Annotated in this window: 13 protein-coding genes; 3 read left to right on the top strand and 10 right to left on the bottom strand. The window is 34.2% G+C overall.

The window, feature by feature from the left end:
* Positions 1–239: 239 nt before the first annotated feature.
* From ACRD62_RS12560 to ACRD62_RS12575, 4 genes are all read right to left on the bottom strand, one after another.
* Positions 240–698, bottom strand: a complete 459-nt coding sequence (locus ACRD62_RS12560; RefSeq protein ID WP_430820463.1) for a hypothetical protein — start codon at positions 696–698, stop codon at positions 240–242.
* Positions 699–940: 242 nt separating this feature from the next.
* The gene (gene cas9 / locus ACRD62_RS12565) at positions 941–5,050 is read right to left on the bottom strand and encodes a type II CRISPR RNA-guided endonuclease Cas9 (protein WP_430820464.1); all 4,110 of its coding nucleotides are present in this window, start codon (positions 5,048–5,050) and stop codon (positions 941–943) included.
* Between the two features lie 328 nt (positions 5,051–5,378).
* A complete protein-coding gene (locus ACRD62_RS12570; protein WP_430820465.1) occupies positions 5,379–5,765 on the bottom strand; it encodes an HU family DNA-binding protein in 387 nt (128 codons plus the stop codon).
* 301 nt (positions 5,766–6,066) lie between these two features.
* A complete protein-coding gene (locus ACRD62_RS12575) occupies positions 6,067–6,843 on the bottom strand; it encodes a S1/P1 nuclease (protein WP_430820466.1) in 777 nt (258 codons plus the stop codon).
* Between the two features lie 218 nt (positions 6,844–7,061).
* Between ACRD62_RS12575 and ACRD62_RS12580 the strand changes: the two genes are divergently transcribed.
* Entirely contained in the window at positions 7,062–7,676 is a 615-nt protein-coding gene (locus ACRD62_RS12580) for an L-threonylcarbamoyladenylate synthase (protein WP_430820467.1), read from the top strand.
* Positions 7,677–7,681: 5 nt separating this feature from the next.
* Here the strand turns inward: ACRD62_RS12580 and ACRD62_RS12585 are convergent, their stop codons facing one another.
* The 6 genes from ACRD62_RS12585 to ACRD62_RS12610 form a co-directional block, all read right to left on the bottom strand.
* Complete coding sequence (locus tag ACRD62_RS12585; protein WP_430820468.1) at positions 7,682–9,133, bottom strand: TrkH family potassium uptake protein; 1,452 nt, start codon at positions 9,131–9,133, stop codon at positions 7,682–7,684.
* Between the two features lie 39 nt (positions 9,134–9,172).
* The gene (locus ACRD62_RS12590; protein ID WP_430820469.1) at positions 9,173–10,621 is read right to left on the bottom strand and encodes a TrkH family potassium uptake protein; all 1,449 of its coding nucleotides are present in this window, start codon (positions 10,619–10,621) and stop codon (positions 9,173–9,175) included.
* A 30-nt stretch (positions 10,622–10,651) separates the two neighbouring features.
* The gene (trkA, locus tag ACRD62_RS12595) at positions 10,652–11,992 is read right to left on the bottom strand and encodes a Trk system potassium transporter TrkA (protein WP_430820470.1); all 1,341 of its coding nucleotides are present in this window, start codon (positions 11,990–11,992) and stop codon (positions 10,652–10,654) included.
* Between the two features lie 138 nt (positions 11,993–12,130).
* Positions 12,131–14,128 carry a ComEC/Rec2 family competence protein gene (locus tag ACRD62_RS12600; RefSeq protein WP_430820471.1) on the bottom strand — a complete coding sequence of 666 codons (1,998 nt, stop codon included), beginning with the start codon at positions 14,126–14,128 and terminating at the stop codon, positions 12,131–12,133.
* Positions 14,129–14,174: 46 nt separating this feature from the next.
* Complete coding sequence (locus ACRD62_RS12605; RefSeq protein WP_430820472.1) at positions 14,175–15,428, bottom strand: MFS transporter; 1,254 nt, start codon at positions 15,426–15,428, stop codon at positions 14,175–14,177.
* 313 nt (positions 15,429–15,741) lie between these two features.
* Positions 15,742–17,061, bottom strand: coding sequence for a DUF3078 domain-containing protein (locus tag ACRD62_RS12610; protein WP_430820473.1), 1,320 nt, complete (start codon positions 17,059–17,061; stop codon positions 15,742–15,744).
* A 557-nt stretch (positions 17,062–17,618) separates the two neighbouring features.
* Here ACRD62_RS12610 and tnaA point away from each other — a divergent pair.
* A complete protein-coding gene (tnaA, locus tag ACRD62_RS12615; RefSeq protein WP_430820474.1) occupies positions 17,619–19,016 on the top strand; it encodes a tryptophanase TnaA in 1,398 nt (465 codons plus the stop codon).
* Positions 19,017–19,178: 162 nt separating this feature from the next.
* Positions 19,179–20,510, top strand: coding sequence for an MATE family efflux transporter (locus ACRD62_RS12620; protein ID WP_430820475.1), 1,332 nt, complete (start codon positions 19,179–19,181; stop codon positions 20,508–20,510).
* Position 20,511 lies beyond the last annotated feature (1 nt).

The following is a 20,511-nucleotide window of genomic DNA, read 5'->3' on the forward strand; positions in this document are numbered from 1 at the left end:
TTTAAAAACTGAGTAAAAAATTACTATCATTGCAACTTCTCTCAAAGTGGCACAGTTTGACCGATAATGGTGGCATGGTCACTCCGAAATAGCCACAACAGATAGAATTCACTATTTTTATTGATTTACAATACTAATCAATTGACAGACAAATAGAATAAAGTGATGATTAATTAAAAAACAGTTCAACATTACTTACAATAACACTGTTAAAAAGTGGTGATAATTGGGGTTTGATTTTATATTATTTTATCCACAGATAAGTATTCTTTGGCGACCTCAATATTTACCAAACTTCCATTCCTGAGCCCGGCATACTCTTTAGCAGATGAGAACTCCCAGTCTGTAAACAACTTTACCAAACCTGCCTTTTGAGGATTTTGATGGATATAATTAAAACACACTTGTGGGTAATGATCTTCGGGTTGATCAACCCGAATAATGGTTCCATACTTCGAATTATAAAATGAGGGTGTTATCCCATTTGTTTCTGTGAGACATTCAGCTTTGGTTTTTTCTCTAAAAAGTTTTCCGGTTCTTTTTTGTTGTTTATTAATTGCATTTGTATACGAACGGAGCATAATTCCTATTGAATCATTAAGGTTTCGTTCTTTTCCATGGCTACCGTCGGCGTCGCTTAAAGCGACACCGACGGTTAGAACATTTACCTTTACCATTATATGAAAATGATTCGGCATAAGGCAGTATGCTATTATATCACAATAAGGCAGCAGATAAATCCGCATTTTTTTTTAAAAAGAATAAATAATTATCCCTGTTAAAAAATATCTTTTGCCGGTTATTACCCTGATTGTAGATATGATATAACTGCCCTGATTCGAATTGCATTGATCTCCATTTAATCACAATGTCGCTAATTGCGACACCTTGATTCGTTTAGTTAGGCATTACTTTTATAATATTTCCAAAGCGGTCAACCTTAATATAAAAACTCAATACTACCATCAAGATGAAATTTAAAATCAACATTCTCAATAATGCAGTTTAAGTTTGCAGGACTAATTAGCAATCTTGGTTGAATAAAATCTGTTGAAAACTTTGAAAAACCATTCTTTCCTTTTACGCCAAATGTTTCTTTCGGAAAAGCTTCTTGTAATCTTTCATCGTTTCTCGATTCTAAATGATGTTGAAATCTAATTCTTCCATCATCAGAACTAAATAAAGTATGTACATAATAGAGCCTATTTGAAAATAAATCTAATTCCTTTATTTCATTTTTATCTTTTTCATAAAAAATTACTTTTTGACCTACTTGAAAAACATGATGTAAATTTGCTTTTTTAGACTTCGTTAAATCAATGCTTTTTTCAAATAGTTCCATCAATTTAGTTCCTGAAGAAAAACCAGAAATTTCAAAAAGATTTCTTGCTACTATTTTCTTTTTCCCATCTTTTGATACATATAAGGCAAAAGCATAATTATCACCCGTATCTGCCCAATAATAATTTTTGTAATCACTTTTTGATGGGTATGTCTGCTTCTTTATGCTTAATAAAGATGTACTCCTAACCCAAGTCCTAACTCTTCTTATCCGGTTCTGCCTTTCCCCCTTCTTATCAAGCATAAAAACACCTTCTGAAATAGCTTCTGAAAGTTTTCTGCCGTTTAATTGTTTCTCAATCATTTTAGCAATATATGGATCAACTAATTGGTCTAGTTTTGAGAGTTTTTCAATAGGTATTCTTACGACATATCTAAAACCATCATTTTTTGATTCATACAACCAATCACCATTTTCATTTCTAATGGGTTTACCATCATCTTCTCTTTTAACTACTTTTATTTTTCCATAAAATGTTTCTTGATGTAATTGTCCTCTAATACTATCTCCTTGTGCTATCTTAGGTATTTTATCTCCATTTACATTGTATCTGATTTTTCCTTGCACATCTCTTAACCAAACTATTTTTCCTCGACTTCGAACAACTTTCTTTCCTTTTGAGAGAGCTTGGTCTTGATTTGCCATATTATTAATTAAAATTGTATTATCAATACCAGTTATTATATTTTGTTTAAAACCCTTAAAAGGTTCTTCATGATATTGCTTTTTTGTTAATTCTTCATAATCATATGCCCTTTTGAGAATCTCTTCCCTTTTTGCAGAATCAGGAATTAAAGTGAGTACAGCAGCGTCAATTGCATGATGATGGTGTTTATCTCGACTTTTTATCTCATCTTTTTCCTGTATCTGATAAATTCTTCTGAACTCAGCAGTAATACTGCCTTTTTGAACTTCGACTTTATTAAATACTGTTTTTAAATAGTGATAAGCGTATTTTGTTATTATCTGCGTATCTCTGAGTTGACTATTCACAAACCCTTGTGGAATATCTTCCCTTGTAAACCTATCTACTTTATTTTGCCAATATTTTAATTCTTCCTTTAATATATGCCTTCTTACAATTGCTTCATCTTTGGCTTTTTTATCTTTCGCAATTTTGGAATTTCGAACTTGTGTTGCAATCCTATCATTTAATGATTCAATTTTATTTTTCCATTTTTCTAACCAAGGTTCAATAGCAGGATAACCGTTTGAACTAACTTTGTAGTTTGGTAACTCTGTTGGAATCTGATTCTTCTTAATATTTCTATTGTAATCAGCATAACAAACTGTTAAGTTAGCAAGTGAATTGTCAAAAGACTTACTCCTTGGAATTGTATGTTCAAAATCAATTACATTAGGATTAAATAAATCGGTAATATTAATAACCCGACCGGTATAAATACATTGACAATTTTGCTCTTTCCACAATCGATATTTTCTAACATCCTCTTTCGTTGTTGTTATTGATCTTAAAACTTCTTCCCTATTTTCAAGTTGCTCTGTCCATAATCGAAATTTATCTTTGTCATCTTTATTATTCGGGTCTGCTCTTCCTTCAAAGTCTGGATCTTTTGTTAATTCTGAAATTGCAATTGCGAATTCTTTATTTTCTGCTTCTCGTCTTCTTTGATAAGTTTCAATTGCATTTCTTTTATTCGCATCATTTAGTTCGCGGGCAACTTCTACAATTACTTTTGTTTCATTATCAATTTTCCCAACTTCTATCAAATAATTAATTACTTCACGCAAGCGATGTAATGTTTTATATGCCATTGGATTTTTAAATGCTGCTGTCTTAGGACTTTTAAGAAAAACTTGATCATCATATTTAGGATAAATATCAATTTGAGAAGGATGATACATATCAAGAAGCTTCTCATCTGACAAATTAAATTTTTCCTTCAAGAAATGTTTAATTTGATTTAATAAATGAGGTTGCTTTATATAATCACGATTAGAGCTATAAAAAAACTCCTGATAATTTCCACCTACTTCATTTATAATGCTTTCTTGATATTCAATCCTAAAACTATCCCATTTCTTCTTGCCAAAATGTCTTATTACAGTCTGTTTTATATCCTTTAAATCTAATTCATCAATCTTATAAGAATTATCCTTATAAGCATATTTGTATTCCCAATCAAGCGATTTGTACTTTGAAATAAGGTTGTTCGTAATGTTTACAACATCTTTTTTTGCTCGATTTATATTAATAACATTCCTTATTTCTTTTAATAATAATTCTTTATTCTTATTGAAAGTTTCAATCCCAATAATTTTAGGGATTTTAGCCAATAAAGTAGCTTCTGTATATATCAGTCCTTGTTCAAGAAAAGGTAAAATATTACATATAGCATGTAAACTAAGTGAAGCATATCCAACAGGAAAAGAATTCCATAAGGTCATCATTTCCTTACATTGCTCATCATTTAGTTCAAGAATATCTATTAAAAATTCCTGAAAAACCTCTTCATCCTCATATGTAAATAATATATGCCAAATATCATCAAGCTTATACTTTACATTTTTGGTCTCCCCTCTTTTGTTTTTCCTGACTTTATTAATTGAAACTGTTTCCCAGTTATCTCCAAATACAGCTTTCAACCTGGCTGACACCGGACAACCTTCAATATTTGTATTATCAAGTTTCTTTTTATAATTGAGTTGCCATTGTTTACCTCCATTTTTTTCAATAAAATTTCTGATGTCCTCAAACTTAAAATGGGCTTTGCTTTTTCGAAAGAATAATTCTGAAAAAATACTTTCTTTTAAATCATAAGGTATTGGCTCGAATGTACTAGTTTCTTCATCTTTATATTTAATAGTATTAATAAATGACCATGCTCTAAAAATCTCAAATTTCGGATGACTAATTGGGCATCGGTATTTATTATTTTCTAAAGTACATTTACCAACAAGTCCTTTTTGCGATCGTAATGGTCTTTGATAAAAAATAGCTTTTAAAATACTCTCAGTAAAATCTTTTCCTAATTGCTGTTCTTTTGCAATTAATTCTACCTCCTTATAATAATCGTTTCTTAGCGTATATCTATTTCTTATTCGAATTCCTTTGTCTTCAAGTGTTGCAAAGGCAGCTCCTAAGCTACCTTCTGCAACTATTAGCTCTTTATATTCATCTAACCCAATCGTTCTTGTCTCATTGCTACCTTTGTTAACTGATGTTTTTTCACTATCCCCACTTTTTCTACTACTTTTAAATCCTCTTCGCTGTGCAATGTGATATAATGCCCTCCCTATTTTATACCTATCTTCACTTTTATTTAAGTCTAATTTATTATTTATTAATTCTCGTCGTAACTGATAGGGACTTGAATAGTCAACCTTTCCATCATCATTAAAATCAAGTTTAATCCAATTATTAAATGCTATACTATGTATTGGAAAGATTCTTCCAATACCTTTTTCATAATGCGACCACTTATGAAGTTCTTCCTTGTGGAGTGGACAAAAATCATTTTCAATTAATACTTTCAAAGTTGTCCATTTTCTGTATCTTCTGGCATTATATAACCTGCGCGAGGATCTATGCTTAGTTCTTTGAGCAGCAAAAGAAAACTCACCAGTTTTACCAAAACCAACACCTTTTTTAAAAGTATAAACTCCAAACCAATCAAATTCATTTTCATTTCTTATTGCCAATCCAATTGAATTTGTTCCTAAATCTATTCCTAGAGTTTTACTCATAATTGTATTTTTTACTATATTTGTTTTGAGAGACAATTCACAACAAGGCTATAAGCCGAAGAAATTTCTAAGCTCTGCGTACTCCGTGGGGCTATTTTTATACCACATTAAGGCTCCAACCAATACTGTTAGTTCCCAAATCCAGACCTAATATTTTTTTCATTATTCAATGTTTTTGCAAGCGATACTTTTTCAATCAAAAAAACACACGTCTTTTTTTTTAAAACACGTGTGTTTTTTGAAAAAAGACGTGTGTTTTTATTAAAAATGTAGCGTGATTTATACAACAACCACGCTACACATTCTATTTAACCACTATAAAAATGCATTAAGATACCTTTTCATACTTTAGATTCTTAAGCATATCCTTTAATCTTTGACCAGGAGTGAATACAGCCTTTGCTCCTTTTATAGAGTGAGCATTCACCTTGTCTGCTTCCTCTTCACCATTACTGCTAACATTTACTCTTATACTTCCTAAATCTCCCAAACGTACAATCTGTCCCTCTTCTAATGATTCCTGCATCATTTCGACCATCGCATATAAAACTGCTCTGATATCTGCCCCGCTAACAGTACTGTTTTGTTCAATTCGTTTGGTAAGTTTTTCAAGTGTTAATTCTCCGGTTGAAGATGCGCTGGCATAAAACTTTTTGGTTCCACCTCCGGCTACCCCCGGTTGTCCTTTTTCAATAACTTTAAATTTAATAGGCATGATTGTATAGTTAAAAGTTTATATTACTATAAATTTATTAAGTTATTTATAAAAATCAAATAATTAGGTAAATCATATATTTAATTATCTTTTAATAATTATAATTTTTAGTTACATTTGAGTACAATTTGAGCAATTCACAATAAGGATTATTCCGTTGTGAAAACATTTAAGGCGGTCCTGATTCTCTCAGGATCGTTTTTTGTTATTACCATTTAATCATTACATTACAAGAAACTCATCATAAAAAAAGCACTTATCGCAGAAACAATAAGTGCTTTACTTTATCAAAAGAACCTTGTTAGTCCAGTAGATCATTTAATAATATTGCCAACCTGTAGCCTGCCTTTTGAATCTGCTCATATACAACAGGGCTGTATTTGTGATTGTATTTATAACTATACTTTTTGTCACCCAGATTATCATAAATATCCCGGGTGATAGCATGTGTTTCATCTATCCAGTCAACAACAGTCAACTTTGCCCATTGCATTAAAGTTTCTTTTTCTGGCTCTCCTGCAAATCTCACCAATTCGGTATAACTCAATCGGCTATAATCAATCAACTCTTCATCCCAAACTTTATGCAGGTTGCTTTCCTCGCCAAACCATTGCACTTCAAGCCTGTTACCTCCCAAATCTTCTTTGAGTCCCACATGCATGGGTTGATGAGCATCACCTACCAGATGAATAATAAATTTAAGAGCAATTGCTTTTTCTTCTTTAGACGATTTATTGTCTTTTAGCATTTTAACCATCTGCTCCAAAACAGTGACAATATCTCCTTTCTGATTTTTAACCGCATCCTCATATTTCTCATCCAAAGGCATATTTACATAATGAGGCAATTTATTGTAAGGATTATCCTTTTCCGATCTTATTTCATCAGCCCAATTGGCATACAATGGAAGATAGTCGTTACCTAATATTTCCTTAATCTTAATTTTAGTATCGTTCGAAAGTTGATGGTAAGCTATTTCTGCAATTGCTCTATGTCCCGTACTCCCCCAGGAAAAAGCATTTTGAACAGAAAACAGAGTAATTACAAATAAAATAATGGCTTGATTTATTGTTTTCATTCAGGATGTTTTATTCTCTTTGTTTTAATTTTAAATGTCACACAAAACTATTGTTTAATTTCAACTGACAAGTACAAAAAATATACATTTGATAAAACTTTTTGTTCAATCCTACACCTCAAATAAAACTCCTTTGTATTATAAACTGTTTTTATTGCAATGTAATTACCATGTAAATAAATAAAAGCTTACTTTAGGAGTGAAACAAAGCAGGCGTCATGTTACTAAAAATCTATGAAGACAATCCGAATGAGCGCGAACTTCGAAAAGTAGTAGAGATACTGCAGAATGGTGGCGTGGTAATCTATCCAACAGATACCATTTATGGAATTGGTTGTGATATTTACAATTCAAAAGCCGTAGAAAAAGTTGCCCGTATCAAAGATATTAATTTAAAAAAAGCCAACCTTTCATTTATCTGTTACGACCTCAGTCATATTTCTGATTTTACCAAGCCTCTAAATAATCAGGTTTTTAAAGTAATGAAACGCTGTTTACCCGGTCCATTCACCTTTATTCTGGATGCCAACAGCAACGTTCCTAAAATTTTCAAAAACAATAAAAAAACAGTAGGAATTCGAGTTCCTGACAATAACATTATTCGCACCCTGGTTGATTTACTAGGTAATCCAATCTTATCGACTTCAGTAAAAGATGATGATGACATATTGGAATACAGTACTGACCCGGAACTAATTCACGAAAAATTTGCCGATCTGGTTGATGTGGTTATCGACGGCGGTTATGGAGGCAACGAACCCTCAACCATCATTGATTGCACAGGCAGCGACATGGTAATAACCCGTCAGGGGTTAGGAATCATCGATCTATAAAAAAACTATTCTTTCCAGAAATAAGGTGAAAAGATGAGTATAACTGTAAATATCTCTAAACGCCCTATTAACATCAGAAAAGACAAGAACCATTTACCAAAAGCAGGAATTGTATAAAAGTTTGATGCTGGTCCTACTTCACCCAGACCCGGACCAATATTACCAATAGATGTTGCAACTGCCCCAAGTGATGTGTCCAGATTATATCCCATCATACTCATTACAATCATACTCAACCCAACGATCATCATGTAGATAACAATAAAGGCCAGCACATTTGTGATGATTCCTTGTCCTACGGCACGATCATTATATCTTACCGGAATAACCGCATTTGGATGCACCAATCGCTTTAATTCGTAGTAACTGTTTTTCATCAACAATACGATTCGTACAATCTTGATACCTCCACCAGTTGATCCTGCCGAACCACCAAAAAACATTAATAGAAATATGATGATACTTAAAAAAGGAGCCCACAATAAATAATCGGCTGTAGCATATCCGGTAGTTGTAATAATGGAAACCACCTGAAACAAACTTTCTCTGATACTTTGTTCAACTCCATCAGCACCACCTGTAAAATACAACACCGCAGCAACCACCACACTCATACCAACCACAATACCCAAATACGACTGAAATTCTTCATCTTTCACCACCTTCATAAATCTACCCTTTAAGGCACTAAACGAAAGTGTAAAATTGGCTCCCGCCAGAAACATAAAGAAAATCATTACATACTGCAGGTAAGATGAATCGTAATATGCAATACTTGCCTGTTTGGTTGAATATCCACCTGTTGCCATGGTTGTAAATGAATGGCAAATAGCGTCAAAGGGTGTCATTCCTCCTAAAACTAGTAACAAAGCCTCAACCAGGGTAAATAAAACATAGATACCATATAATCGTTTGGCAGTTTCCTTGATACGGGGATGCAACTTATCAGGCACAGGACCCGGCACTTCAGCCACAAACATCTGCATTCCACCTACTCCCAGCAAGGGCAAGATAGCCAGAGAAAGCACAATAATACCCATGCCACCCAGCCACTGAATCAGACTTCGCCAAAACAATAAGCCATGTGGTAAGGCTTCAATATCATTTAGAATACTACTACCAGTGGTTGTAAAACCAGATATGGTTTCGAAAAAAGCATCGGTATACGAAGGAATAGCTCCACTAATATAAAATGGAAGTAATCCAAACAACGAGAACACTAACCAAACAAGTGTCACCACCAGATATCCTTCACGTTTACCTATATCTTTAGGTGCCTTAAAAAAGATACTTGCAATAATTCCACCAATGGAGATACAAATACCCGAAGAAATCAGATGATAAGGTAAATCATACTCATTATACAAGGCTGCTATTCCTGCTGAAAGCAACATAAAAACACCTTCAACTACCAAAAGCAGTCCAAGTACCAGTAAAATAAACCTAGAATTAAGCATGCTTTATTTTCAATGTTAGAATCTCAAAAATACACAGACTTATTTATTTCGCCAGAAATGAGGAGAAAAAAGTATCAAAACTGAAAATAATTCCAGACGACCTAACAACATCAGAAAGGATAAAACCCACTTACCGCCTTCGGGTACCAGAAGAAAATTATTCATGGGTCCAACAGTTCCCAACCCGGGACCTATACCACCCATGGTGGTGGCTGCTGCCCCCATAGCTGAACTCATATCCATACCCAAAAAGGTAAGCGTAAAAGAACCAATGGTAAAAACAAAGAAATAAAGGATTACAAAAGCCATCACTTTATAAACCACCTCATTTGAAATGGATTTACCCTTAATCTTCAATGAAAAAACCGCTAATGGATGAATTAAACGCTTGAATTCAAGCATGGTATTTTTCATCAAAATATGATGACGCATTATTTTAATACCTCCCGATGTACTTCCGGCACTGGCTCCCATAAACATCAGCAGAAAGATTGCATAAGTAAAATAAGGATGCCAGGCTGTATAATCTGCCGAAACAAATCCGGTAGTAGTAACAATACTCACCACTTGAAAAAGCGCAGCTCTAAAAGATGGTTCTGCAGGAAAATGATCGTACAAAGCAAGAGTTCCGGCAATCAGCAATGCAAAAAACAGCACCAGCAAAGCATATAATTGCAACTCTTTGTTTTCAATTACCTTTTTAAATTTCCCTTTCCACAAAAAGTAAAATAAGGTAAAATTGGTTCCGGCAAAAAACATAAATACAATCACCACATACTGAATATATGGAGAATAGCCCATCAAACTGTCATTTTTGGTTGAGAAACCACCTGAGGCAATAGTACCAAAACTATGACATAATGCATCGAAAAGTGGCATGCCACCAAAGACTAAAAAAACAGTTTCAATAGCAATCAGTGATACATATATACCCCATAGACTCTTAGCTGTTTTTGCAATTCGTGGATGCAACTGCTCATTGGTAACACCTCCAGCTTCGGCATTAAAAAGCTGCATACCACCAAAACCGAAATAAGGCAATATAGCTACAGCCAAAACCACAATACCCATTCCCCCAAGCAAATGTGTTACACTACGCCAGAGCAGAATTCCATGAGGCAAGCTTTCAATATCAGTAATAACAGAAGCTCCGGTAGTTGTAAAACCGGAAATAGATTCAAAAAAGGCATCACTGAAACGAGGAACTGTCCCACTTAAAATATAAGGCAGACTACCAAACAAAGCAATAACGATCCAAACGCAGGTAACAACAATAAAACCTTCGCGCTTAATCATATCTTTAGGCACCTTACGGGTTAACATCCAGGCACCTCCTCCAATTATTAAAGCTATTAATCCTGAGTATGTTAAGGCCATAGTATCACCTTCATCATAAAAGAAAGCGACCAGTGCACAAATAAGCATAAACAAGGCCTCGAACACAAGAACAAGACCTAAAATATTGATGATAAATTTTTTATTCAACATGAGTTAAGCACACAATATGCCAGTGATATCCTAGCTAAACATTTTTTCAACTTTGGCAATACCCATTGGCATAGCAAACATAACTACCTTGTCATTGGGTTCTATAATGGTATCTCCGGTAGCAATAATAGCAGATTCGCCACGAATAATACCTCCGATATTCACATCTTTAGGTAAGCCCAACTTATGTAAAGGACCTTTGGTAATTTTCGAACCTGGTTGAGCTGTTAATTCCAACACTTCAGCATCAGTTGCAGTCAGACACCTTACATGCGATACATTTGCTCTAAGTGTATATCGATAAATATGGCTGGCTGCAATTAATTTTTTATTAATCAATGTTCCAATACCAATATTCTCTGCCAAATCGATGTAGTCGATGTTTTCAACCTCAGCAACAGTTTTAGGTACACCCATCTTTTTCGCCAATTGACAAGCCAGAATATTCACTTCTGAATTACCTGTAACGGCAACAAAAGCATCCATCTTTTTAATACCTTCGTCTTTCAACAACTCAAGGTTACGACCATCACCATTAATCACTAAGGTATTCGATAATTGATCAGCCAATCGAACAGCTCTCTCTTTATCGATCTCAATCAGTTTTATATTATAGTTTCCTTCAAGGTTTTCAGCTACTTTCTTTCCAATTCTGCTACCTCCAAGGATCATCACATTTTTAATTTCAAACTGCTTTTTTCCGGCATCTACCATAACCTGCTGAACGGCTGATTTAGTAGTAATAACATAAACCAAATCGTTATGTCTTAAATCATCCTGACCACGAGGTATAATTGTTTCACCACTTCTAAGAATGGCAACTATATTATATTCCTGCTTCTCGTACATAGCAGAAATCTCAGCCAGTGTTTTACCCACAATCAAGGCATTGTCACGCACTTTTAAGGCAAACATCACCAACTTACTACCAGTAAATTCAAACATCTGACGAGTACCTACCTGCTTTAATGAAGCACTCACCTCTTTGGCTCCCAATTGCTCAGGATATATCAATTCATCAATACCCAGTCTTTTGAAGAAAAGCTTATTTTCTTCCATCAGGTACTCATGATTATTAACTCTGGCTACTGTTGTTTTAGCTCCCAACTGTTTGGCAAGAATACATGAAAGAATACTCATATCCTGGTATGGAGGCACTGCAATAAACAAATCACATGATTTCACATTGGCTTCCCTTAAATCTTCGATAGATGAGATGGTACCAACAATGGTCATAAGATCAAAGTGAGAGTCTACCTGCTTAAGCTTCTCTTCATCTTCATCCATTAAAATGACGTCGTGGTTAGCATTACAAAACATCTTTGCCAAATGCGTACCGACTTCTCCTGCTCCTGCAATAAAAATCCTCATGATGACTCAATTCTTTTTCCCGTTTTACCCGTGGGCAAAAAACACCGCAAATTAAGATATAATAAAGGAATAAATCCAAATAATATTGACAGAAATCACTGCCCCAACCATAGAGATATCTTCAATAGTAAAGAAACACTAGGGTTTTAGCTCATATTTTTTTTCTTCATAGAAGCACAAATAAGGTTTCTCATATAACATAATGCTCTTAAACCCATTATCCTCGTTGTTAATTATTCTATCTTTGGGAGAAAGATTTACAATAAAATCAAAATTCATCTTTACTTTATCAACCTCCTCTTCAACGCCATTTCTGACAATTAGTATTGATTTACCATCAATTACTTTCACAATACACAAAGAGTCAATCTCCATACAATCTTTATAATACAAAGGCTTTGAATGAATACCATAACTCTGCCATACACCAGACAAAAACCAATCTATATCTTTATCAGTTAATTCAGAAACCATATAGACTTCGTTTACATTTGGATTGAAATAATTGACAAACGTTCCCTTTTCAGTTTCCACCGCTATTAATCCCTCATCAGGAACCAAAAACCTATTCACATGCAGACAAATAACAAATAGAATTGCCATTAATAATAACAATCGAAGACTCTTTAGGGTTTGAACTTCCAGGCGAATTATCAATACAACCAGGAAACTATAAAAAAACAGCATTTGCCACCAGGTAAAAGGGATTTGTGTAATGGAAGAATAAGGCAAATTACTTATTAAATGAGTTATATTATTCATAAAACCCAACAAATCATTTAAAGCTGGAACGATAACACTTAATAAAATACCAATTGGGCTCAATAATGCACTGAGTAATGCCAGAACCAAGACAGGAGTCACTACAGGAATCAACAACCAGTTTGTAAAAATAAAAAAGACAGGAAACTGATGAAAAGTAACAAGACTTATTGGTATAGCTCCCAGCTGAGCCGTGACTGACAAAGCCAGTATTGACCAAAACCATCGAAATGGTGGGAAACTGAAGTATACGAGCCGGTTAACATATGGATAGAACAAAACAATGCTTGCAACAGCACAGTGACTTAGCCAAAATCCAATACTATAGATAAAAAGAGGATCAATAAGCAAAATGATGAACATGGAAGCCGATAGCAAATTTACAATGGTGATTCGACGTTGACTAAACTTTCCAATTTCAATAACAGAAAACATGATGGTTGCCCTCAATACAGAGGCCGAGAAACCCGTTAGCAAAGCATACAACCACAACATTATAAATACACAAATAAATACCGCCACCTTGTTCCTGATCATTAAACGAAAGAGCCATGATACAATCAAATAAATAATTCCTACATGTAAACCAGAAACAGCTAACAGATGCATGGCGCCAGCCTGGGTAAATGCCTGCTTCTGCTCTAGCGATAATTGGTACTTATCACCTAAAAACATAGCATTTAAGATGGCTAACTCCTCCTGACCCAACCCATATTCAATGAATCTTTTATTAAGGTATTCCTTGAACTTCTCAAGATATAATCTCAAACTAATAAATTCACCTTCATCAACCAGAACCTGATAATCTTTTACAATCATTCGAAAAGCTACACGATTGTTCTTAAGATAATCTGAATAATCAAACTGAAAAGGCAATGTGGGTGGCTCAAAAGATAAAAGCTGACCAGAAATATATAAATTGGTACCAGCCTTAATTTCTTGTTTTTGGCTGTTCTTTGATAAATAAATAATACCACTTTCTTTGATGTATGATGTTAAAGTATCCTTTGATACATCAATTATTGAAGCTTCGTACTTATTATTTATATCTGTTTCACCAACAAAACTGATTACCTGCACTTTAAATACAGCCATTTCATTACTATCGATAAATAATGGTTTTCGTAAAGCATGCAGTGTTGCACCAAAACTTAACATACAGATAGTCATAAGCAGGCCGGCAACGAAACCAAGTCGAAAAGTAGGCTTTAACTGATAATAATAATAAAACCCTGCAAACAAAATAAATAGAAGGATTGATATACCTGTTAAATAAAAGGAAGGCAATTGAGTTTTACCAGATAACCAAATACCTGTAATTAAAGGTAAAACAAGTCTTAAAAATGGCGAATCTGATAAGAATAATTTAACCATTTAAATGTTGCTAAATAATTAAATTTAATCAACATTTTGTTCAAATTCAACTTTTCTTACCTACCGCAAAAATTACAGTATTTAATAAAATTAAAGTGCCCGAAATAACAACCAGTCCATATCCAACTCCCATATATTGAACCAAAAATCCAATTACAACAGCAAAAAGTGAAGTGAAAATTGTTTCACTCTGTGATTCTGCAGACAAGACTGTCGCCATTAATTTATCATCAAAACTTTCACTGATATATTTAACAGCCATCGGTCTTCTGGCATTCTGAACCACAAGAATCAATGAAAAAAACAAGATGGCAAGAATTTCCAATTCCAAAGCATACATGATTCCGGCAATTACACCTCCAGCCCATCCGACAAGTTGAATAATTGAAAGGCCTGATTTAATACTACTAAAAACAGATTCAATTTTATATACTCTTTTACTTACAAAAGCATTTATCAAATAGAGTACCGAATAAATAATTCCTATTACTAAAGCAGTCTTCTTCTTTTCTGCAATATCCATTAAAAAAGGCAACGAAATTGCCAAAGACACCAGCAAAGGTTGAATATAGTCTTTGACAGCTTTATAATAACCCGTATAACTGCTGGTTTCCACAATTAACCGGAAAGGTTTCCAGCTTGAAAAAGCATTCTTAACCGAAAGAAAATGCTCTTTAAACAATTTACCAACACTCATGTCCGACTGCATATTATCACCATTCAAATAAGATGGGTAGGACATCATCAGAAACAGATCGATTAAATAAGGAATAATTGAAAGTAAAAAAACATACTTATACGATCCACTATAAAACACCAGTATTGCACTGATTATTGAAGCCAATGCCGAACCTCGTTGCGACCATGAACGTGTATTTCCATAATAAGCTGTCTTTGCTCCCTCCCAACCTTTCTTTTTAAGATAAGCCAATATCATTGCCTTATGTGTACCTGTTCGAAAAGCATCACCAATTCCGTAAAAAATAAATGCGACAACAAATCCCACAAAGCCACTTAGAAAGTAAAACATCAGGAAACTTAAAATATAAGCGACAAATGAAAAAATCATTGATCGTTTTCTACCCACGATATCCGCTATCATTCCAGAAGGGACTTCCAGAATATTAATGCTAATTTCACGGATTCCATACAAAATACCTACCTGAGCATACGAAACCCCTTTTTCTAAAAAAAATAACAGAAGAAAAGGATCAAAAAAACGAAGATTCTTAAAAAAACCGTATGCACAGAATTTATAAAATTGTAAATCTTTTTTATACCCAGCTTCTTCTTGTTTCATGAAATAAGTATTTAGCTACCAAAATACACAACCGGGATTACCTGTACAAGTATATACAAAAAGAAAGCCGCCTTAAAGCATTCTTTAAGACGACTTTCAACTTTTAACCAAACCTAACCCTAAACTATGAGAAAACTTACTCAATATCTTGAAGCACATAGTGCTTTGTTATCATTTCAAATTGTAAGATGTTGTTTTCCCTCTTATCTTACACTGCAAAAATACACCCTTTTTCATTACACTACATAAATATAATTGTTAATTTTTGTTAATCCAAATGTTAACGTATCTTTATCTTCATATAATTAAATAATTAAAAGTGGTATTTGAATGCTATATTAAAATTTTCCTTGATTTGCACCTTATCTGATTCAGTCGTAAAATATCTTAAATTTCCTAACAACCTAGTAGATAGGAACTGATTAATCTTCATATCAACAATAATTTCCCAGTCTATTTGTTTCTGATTTTCACTATCATCGCTCAAATACTGGTAAAAAATATCAAGCTTTGAATTCAGATTAATTTCTTTTGAAATCCGATAGCTGAAATTATTTACAATTGACAAACCATTCAGTGTATTCGTCTTTTTATCATTATCTATACCATATCTGGTTTGATCAAATTTAACTGTATCTGAAACAATTGTTAATCTTGATGTCAGAGGTGATAACAGTAAAGTGAATTTATTGCTGGGTTTAAAATCCATACCCACAGCAAATGACATATAAGCCGGTGCCAGAAAACCTGAGATAGGTGTCTCATGTTCTTTATCTGATTTCTCATATCCGTAAAACACCTGTGTTTTAAAATTATACAAGAAACTATAATACCATTTCTTCGATGATTTTAAACCATACTTTGTATTTATTTCAAGAAGATCGTCATTTACCCTACCACTCTCCGACTCAGTTGAAATAACACCAACCTTATGGATAATATTATTTTCCCAACTATGCTTGTCTTTTGTAAAGTTGGCATTAAATCGCAAATCACTACTTAATGCAATATTGTTTTCTCCCCCTTTTGTCCAATTTTCAAGATAACCCTGAGAAAGTTGTACGTTCTCTGTTCCTTCAAACTTCCACGGACTTTTTTTAATAACAATCTGCTCAAGATTCGGCTTTGTGTTAAAAGTATCAGGTAAAAGGGTACTAATTGATTTGTCAACAGCACGACGCGATAATCTTCTCTTTCCTACATTGGATACATCCGGAATATCATTCCATAAATAATCAACATGATAAGGAGTATTGATAGCAGCCTTTGCCATAACATGATAAATAGGCCTCTTATCCAAATTCACCAACTTTGAATAATATCCTCCGTATTTGTGTAGTCCAATAAACTCCTGATAGTTTTTTAAAGCCTTCCTGGAATATGAAACCGAATGATACTTAATCTTTTTATAATGTGGCAATTGATACTTTAAACTAAAAGTATGTGGCATATATTTAGACTGAAGATTACTCGAAAATTCCAATCTTCGCAACATACTTCCACCATATATCTGTTTACGTATATATTTGGTCAGGTACCCTTCGTGAAAATCCCAACTGATTGAATCTTCAGTACTATAACCTTCTTTATCCATCTTGTTATGCCAGATTTGTTCCAGCAACCGCCCAGACATAACCTGCCCATTTAAGGCTTGAACACCACCTAAATTCAAAAGAAACAATAAGACAACAACATACAGACAATCCGTCCCCAGATTTTTTATTTGCACAGTAAGGTAGCTTTTATGAATTTCTCATGACAAAAATAGCATGAAATACGATTTTGAAAAACAATTAAAACAAGAATACTCAATTAAATAAGCGCTTTTTAAAAACTTATACTTTAAACATGATCTATATAATTAATTTGAGACTAAATAGTTTAATTAATGCTACCTTACAATTATTGTTCCAATTGTAAGTGATTAATGTCAGTAAATGAATTTTTATCTCAATCTCAATTTTATTAACTTTGTATCCGGATAAAAGTTCTGATGATGGTTAATTATATTATAAAATCTGCTTTGTCATCCCGTGTTTACCTCAACATCAAAAACAGAGACGAGTTCTCCTGTTAATTAGCTGCTATTTGCAGCAAATCAAATCTGATTTCAATTTTATTTTATTTTTAATTACACCTCAATAAATTGAGCTATGTAATTGCATTGATGTTGACATTAATCAAATTAACATGGAATTACCATTTTCTGAATCATACAAAATAAAAATGATTGAGCCTATTAGAAAAAGCTCAAGAGAAGAACGCGAACGCTGGATTAAAGAAGCTAAATACAACCTGTTTAACTTGCGAAGCGATCAGGTATTTATCGACCTGCTTACTGATAGTGGAACAGGAGCAATGAGCGACAGACAGTGGGCTGCAATGATGTTAGGTGATGAAAGTTATGCAGGCGCATCATCATACTACAACTTAAAGAATGCCATTAAAAACATTCTGGGTTTTGATTACTTTCTACCAACACACCAGGGAAGAGCAGCGGAAAATGTATTGTTTTCTGCTTTGATAAAAGAAGGAGATGTGGTTCCCGGCAACTCACATTTCGATACAACCAAAGGGCATATCGAATTCAGAAAAGCCAGAGCCATAGATTGTACTATCAACGAAGCCTTCGATACAACACTGAATCATCCATTTAAAGGTAATATTGACCTGAACAAACTGGAACATGTATTGGTAACTCACCCCAAGGAAAACATTCCGATGATTATTGTTACCGTTACCTGCAACTCGTCTGGAGGGCAACCTGTATCGATGGAAAATCTTCGGGAGGTATATAGTATGGCAAAGAAATACGGCATCAGGGTTATTTTTGACTCGGCTCGCTTTGCCGAAAATGCATATTTCATTAAAGTGCGCGAAGAAGGTTACGCAGATAAAAGCATTAAGGAAATTGTTAAAGAAATGTATTCTTATGCTGATGGTATGACCATGAGTAGTAAGAAAGATGCCATCGTTAACATGGGCGGTTTCATTGCACTAAAAGAGGAAGATCTTTTTAAGAAAGCCAGCCAGTTCAATATTATTTTTGAAGGTTTTATTACCTACGGAGGTATGTCAGGCCGGGATATGAATGCCTTGGCTCAAGGCTTGGATGAAGGTACCGAATTTGATTATCTTGAGACTCGTATCAAACAAGTTGAATACCTGGGTAATCGATTAAAAGAATTTGGCATTACCATTCAGGAACCTACAGGAGGTCATGCAATTTTTGTCGATGCTAAAAAATTTCTTCCTAACATACCTAAAGAAGAATACGTGGCTCAAACCTTAGCTATTGAATTATACAAAGAAGCAGGTATCAGAGGAGTTGAAATAGGAACACTACTGGCTGACAGAGATCCTGACACCCGAGAAAACAGGTATCCGGCCCTGGAATTGCTGCGACTGGCAATACCACGACGAACCTATACCAATAATCACATGAATGTTATTGCTGTTGCATTAAAGAATGTATTCGATCGCCGACATGAAATAAAAAACGGCTACAGAATAATTACAGAAGCCCCTATTATGAGGCACTTTACTGTTGAATTAGCTCCGGCTGTCAAGCAAAGTGCCAACATATAATAATTATCCCCAATTCAACGATAAAGGTTGTGTCATTCGGCACAACCTTTTTCTTTTTTCTGTTTGATAGCAGCCTTTTTTTAACTTGCTTTGTAGTCCTCAAAGGATCGTTGCTCTGATAATTTGAAAACACCTTTATATAATCAACAACAAGCTGAATAGATGAAAGATTTAACTGTAGGAAACGAAGCCAAATTAATTTTCAGGTTTGCTTTACCTATGGTTTTCGGCAATCTGCTTCAGCAAATGTATCACTTTGTCGATAGTGTAATAGTTGGTCGCTTTATTGGTAAAGAAGCACTGGCTGCTCTGGGAGCCTCTTCCCCTATTTTTTATGCTTTGATAGCTTTTATAATTGGAATTGGTAGTGGCGCAACTATTGTAATCAGTCAATATTTTGGTGCCAAGGAGCTTGACAAAGTAAAACGTGCCATCGATACAATTTTCATCTTTTTATTCTGGGCTTCAATTGTAATTACAACGATTGGCATTTCGTTCAGTGAAGAAATTTTTACTCTCTTGCGGGTTGATGAAGCTGTAATACCAATGGCTACAAGCTATTTTAATGTTTTTATGCTGGGTATGATAGCCTTTTTTGGCTTCAGTGCCACATCATCGGTATTAAGAGGACTGGGAGACTCAATGACTCCTCTTTATTTCATGCTCATTGCAACTGTGATCAACATTGTACTGGATATCGTTTTTATCGTTATTTTCAATTGGGGCATTGAAGGTGTAGCATTTGCAACAGTTATTGCACAAACAACAGCTTTTATTGCAGGAGCAATTTACCTTACCCGAAAACATCAGATTATTTCATTCAATATATTCCAGTTTACATTTGATAAAGAACTCTTTATTAAGAGCATCAAAATAGGTCTTCCAACAGGCTTTCAGCAAACATTTGTTGCACTGGGAATTATGGCATTGATCCGTATTGTAAACAATTTCGATACTGATGCTCTGGCTGCCTTTACAGCAGCCAGTCGTGTGGATGCATTAGCTGCCATGCCAGCCCTTAACCTGGCAAGCGCTCTATCTGCCTTTGTTGGACAAAACCTGGGAGCTAAAAAAATAGACCGTATCAAAAAAGGCTTAAAGGCTACCTTAGGAATGGCATGGAGTCTTTCATTAATCGTTATGATCGTGGTTATTTTCTTTGGTGATCATATTATGCGTTTATTTACAACCGATGCCAATGTGATCCAATATGGTAACAACTACTTAATCATTGTCAGTTCATTTTATCTTATCTTTTCAACCATGTTTGTAATCCATGGTGTTTTACGTGGAGCCGGTGCTACATTGATACCCATGTTTATCACCTTGTTTTCGTTATGGATTATACGAATACCATTTGCCATATTCTTATCCAAACATTTTGGAATCAATGGTATATGGTGGGCAATACCCATAGGCTGGTCAATGGGGCTAGTCGGATCTATTCTATATTATTTTAGCGGTAAATGGAAAAGTAAAGTAATTATTAATTAAT

The sequence above is a fragment of the Carboxylicivirga caseinilyticus genome (assembly GCF_050589785.1).
Lineage (GTDB): Bacteria > Bacteroidota > Bacteroidia > Bacteroidales > Marinilabiliaceae > Carboxylicivirga > Carboxylicivirga caseinilyticus.

Bases quoted from the DNA above. Each gene is read 5' to 3' on its own strand.
- ACRD62_RS12570 (WP_430820465.1), bottom strand. From the start codon at position 5,765: ATGCCTATTAAATTTAAAGTTATTGAAAAAGGACAACCGGGGGTAGCC.
- tnaA (WP_430820474.1), top strand. From the start codon at position 17,619: ATGGAATTACCATTTTCTGAATCATACAAAATAAAAATGATTGAGCCT.
- trkA (WP_430820470.1), bottom strand. From the start codon at position 11,992: ATGAGGATTTTTATTGCAGGAGCAGGAGAAGTCGGTACGCATTTGGCA.
- ACRD62_RS12600 (WP_430820471.1), bottom strand. From the start codon at position 14,128: ATGGTTAAATTATTCTTATCAGATTCGCCATTTTTAAGACTTGTTTTA.
- ACRD62_RS12620 (WP_430820475.1), top strand. From the start codon at position 19,179: ATGAAAGATTTAACTGTAGGAAACGAAGCCAAATTAATTTTCAGGTTT.
- ACRD62_RS12580 (WP_430820467.1), top strand. From the start codon at position 7,062: ATGTTACTAAAAATCTATGAAGACAATCCGAATGAGCGCGAACTTCGA.
- ACRD62_RS12610 (WP_430820473.1), bottom strand. From the start codon at position 17,061: ATGTCTGGGCGGTTGCTGGAACAAATCTGGCATAACAAGATGGATAAA.
- ACRD62_RS12605 (WP_430820472.1), bottom strand. From the start codon at position 15,428: ATGAAACAAGAAGAAGCTGGGTATAAAAAAGATTTACAATTTTATAAA.
- ACRD62_RS12590 (WP_430820469.1), bottom strand. From the start codon at position 10,621: ATGTTGAATAAAAAATTTATCATCAATATTTTAGGTCTTGTTCTTGTG.
- ACRD62_RS12560 (WP_430820463.1), bottom strand. From the start codon at position 698: ATGCCGAATCATTTTCATATAATGGTAAAGGTAAATGTTCTAACCGTC.
- cas9 (WP_430820464.1), bottom strand. From the start codon at position 5,050: ATGAGTAAAACTCTAGGAATAGATTTAGGAACAAATTCAATTGGATTG.
- ACRD62_RS12575 (WP_430820466.1), bottom strand. From the start codon at position 6,843: ATGAAAACAATAAATCAAGCCATTATTTTATTTGTAATTACTCTGTTT.
- ACRD62_RS12585 (WP_430820468.1), bottom strand. From the start codon at position 9,133: ATGCTTAATTCTAGGTTTATTTTACTGGTACTTGGACTGCTTTTGGTA.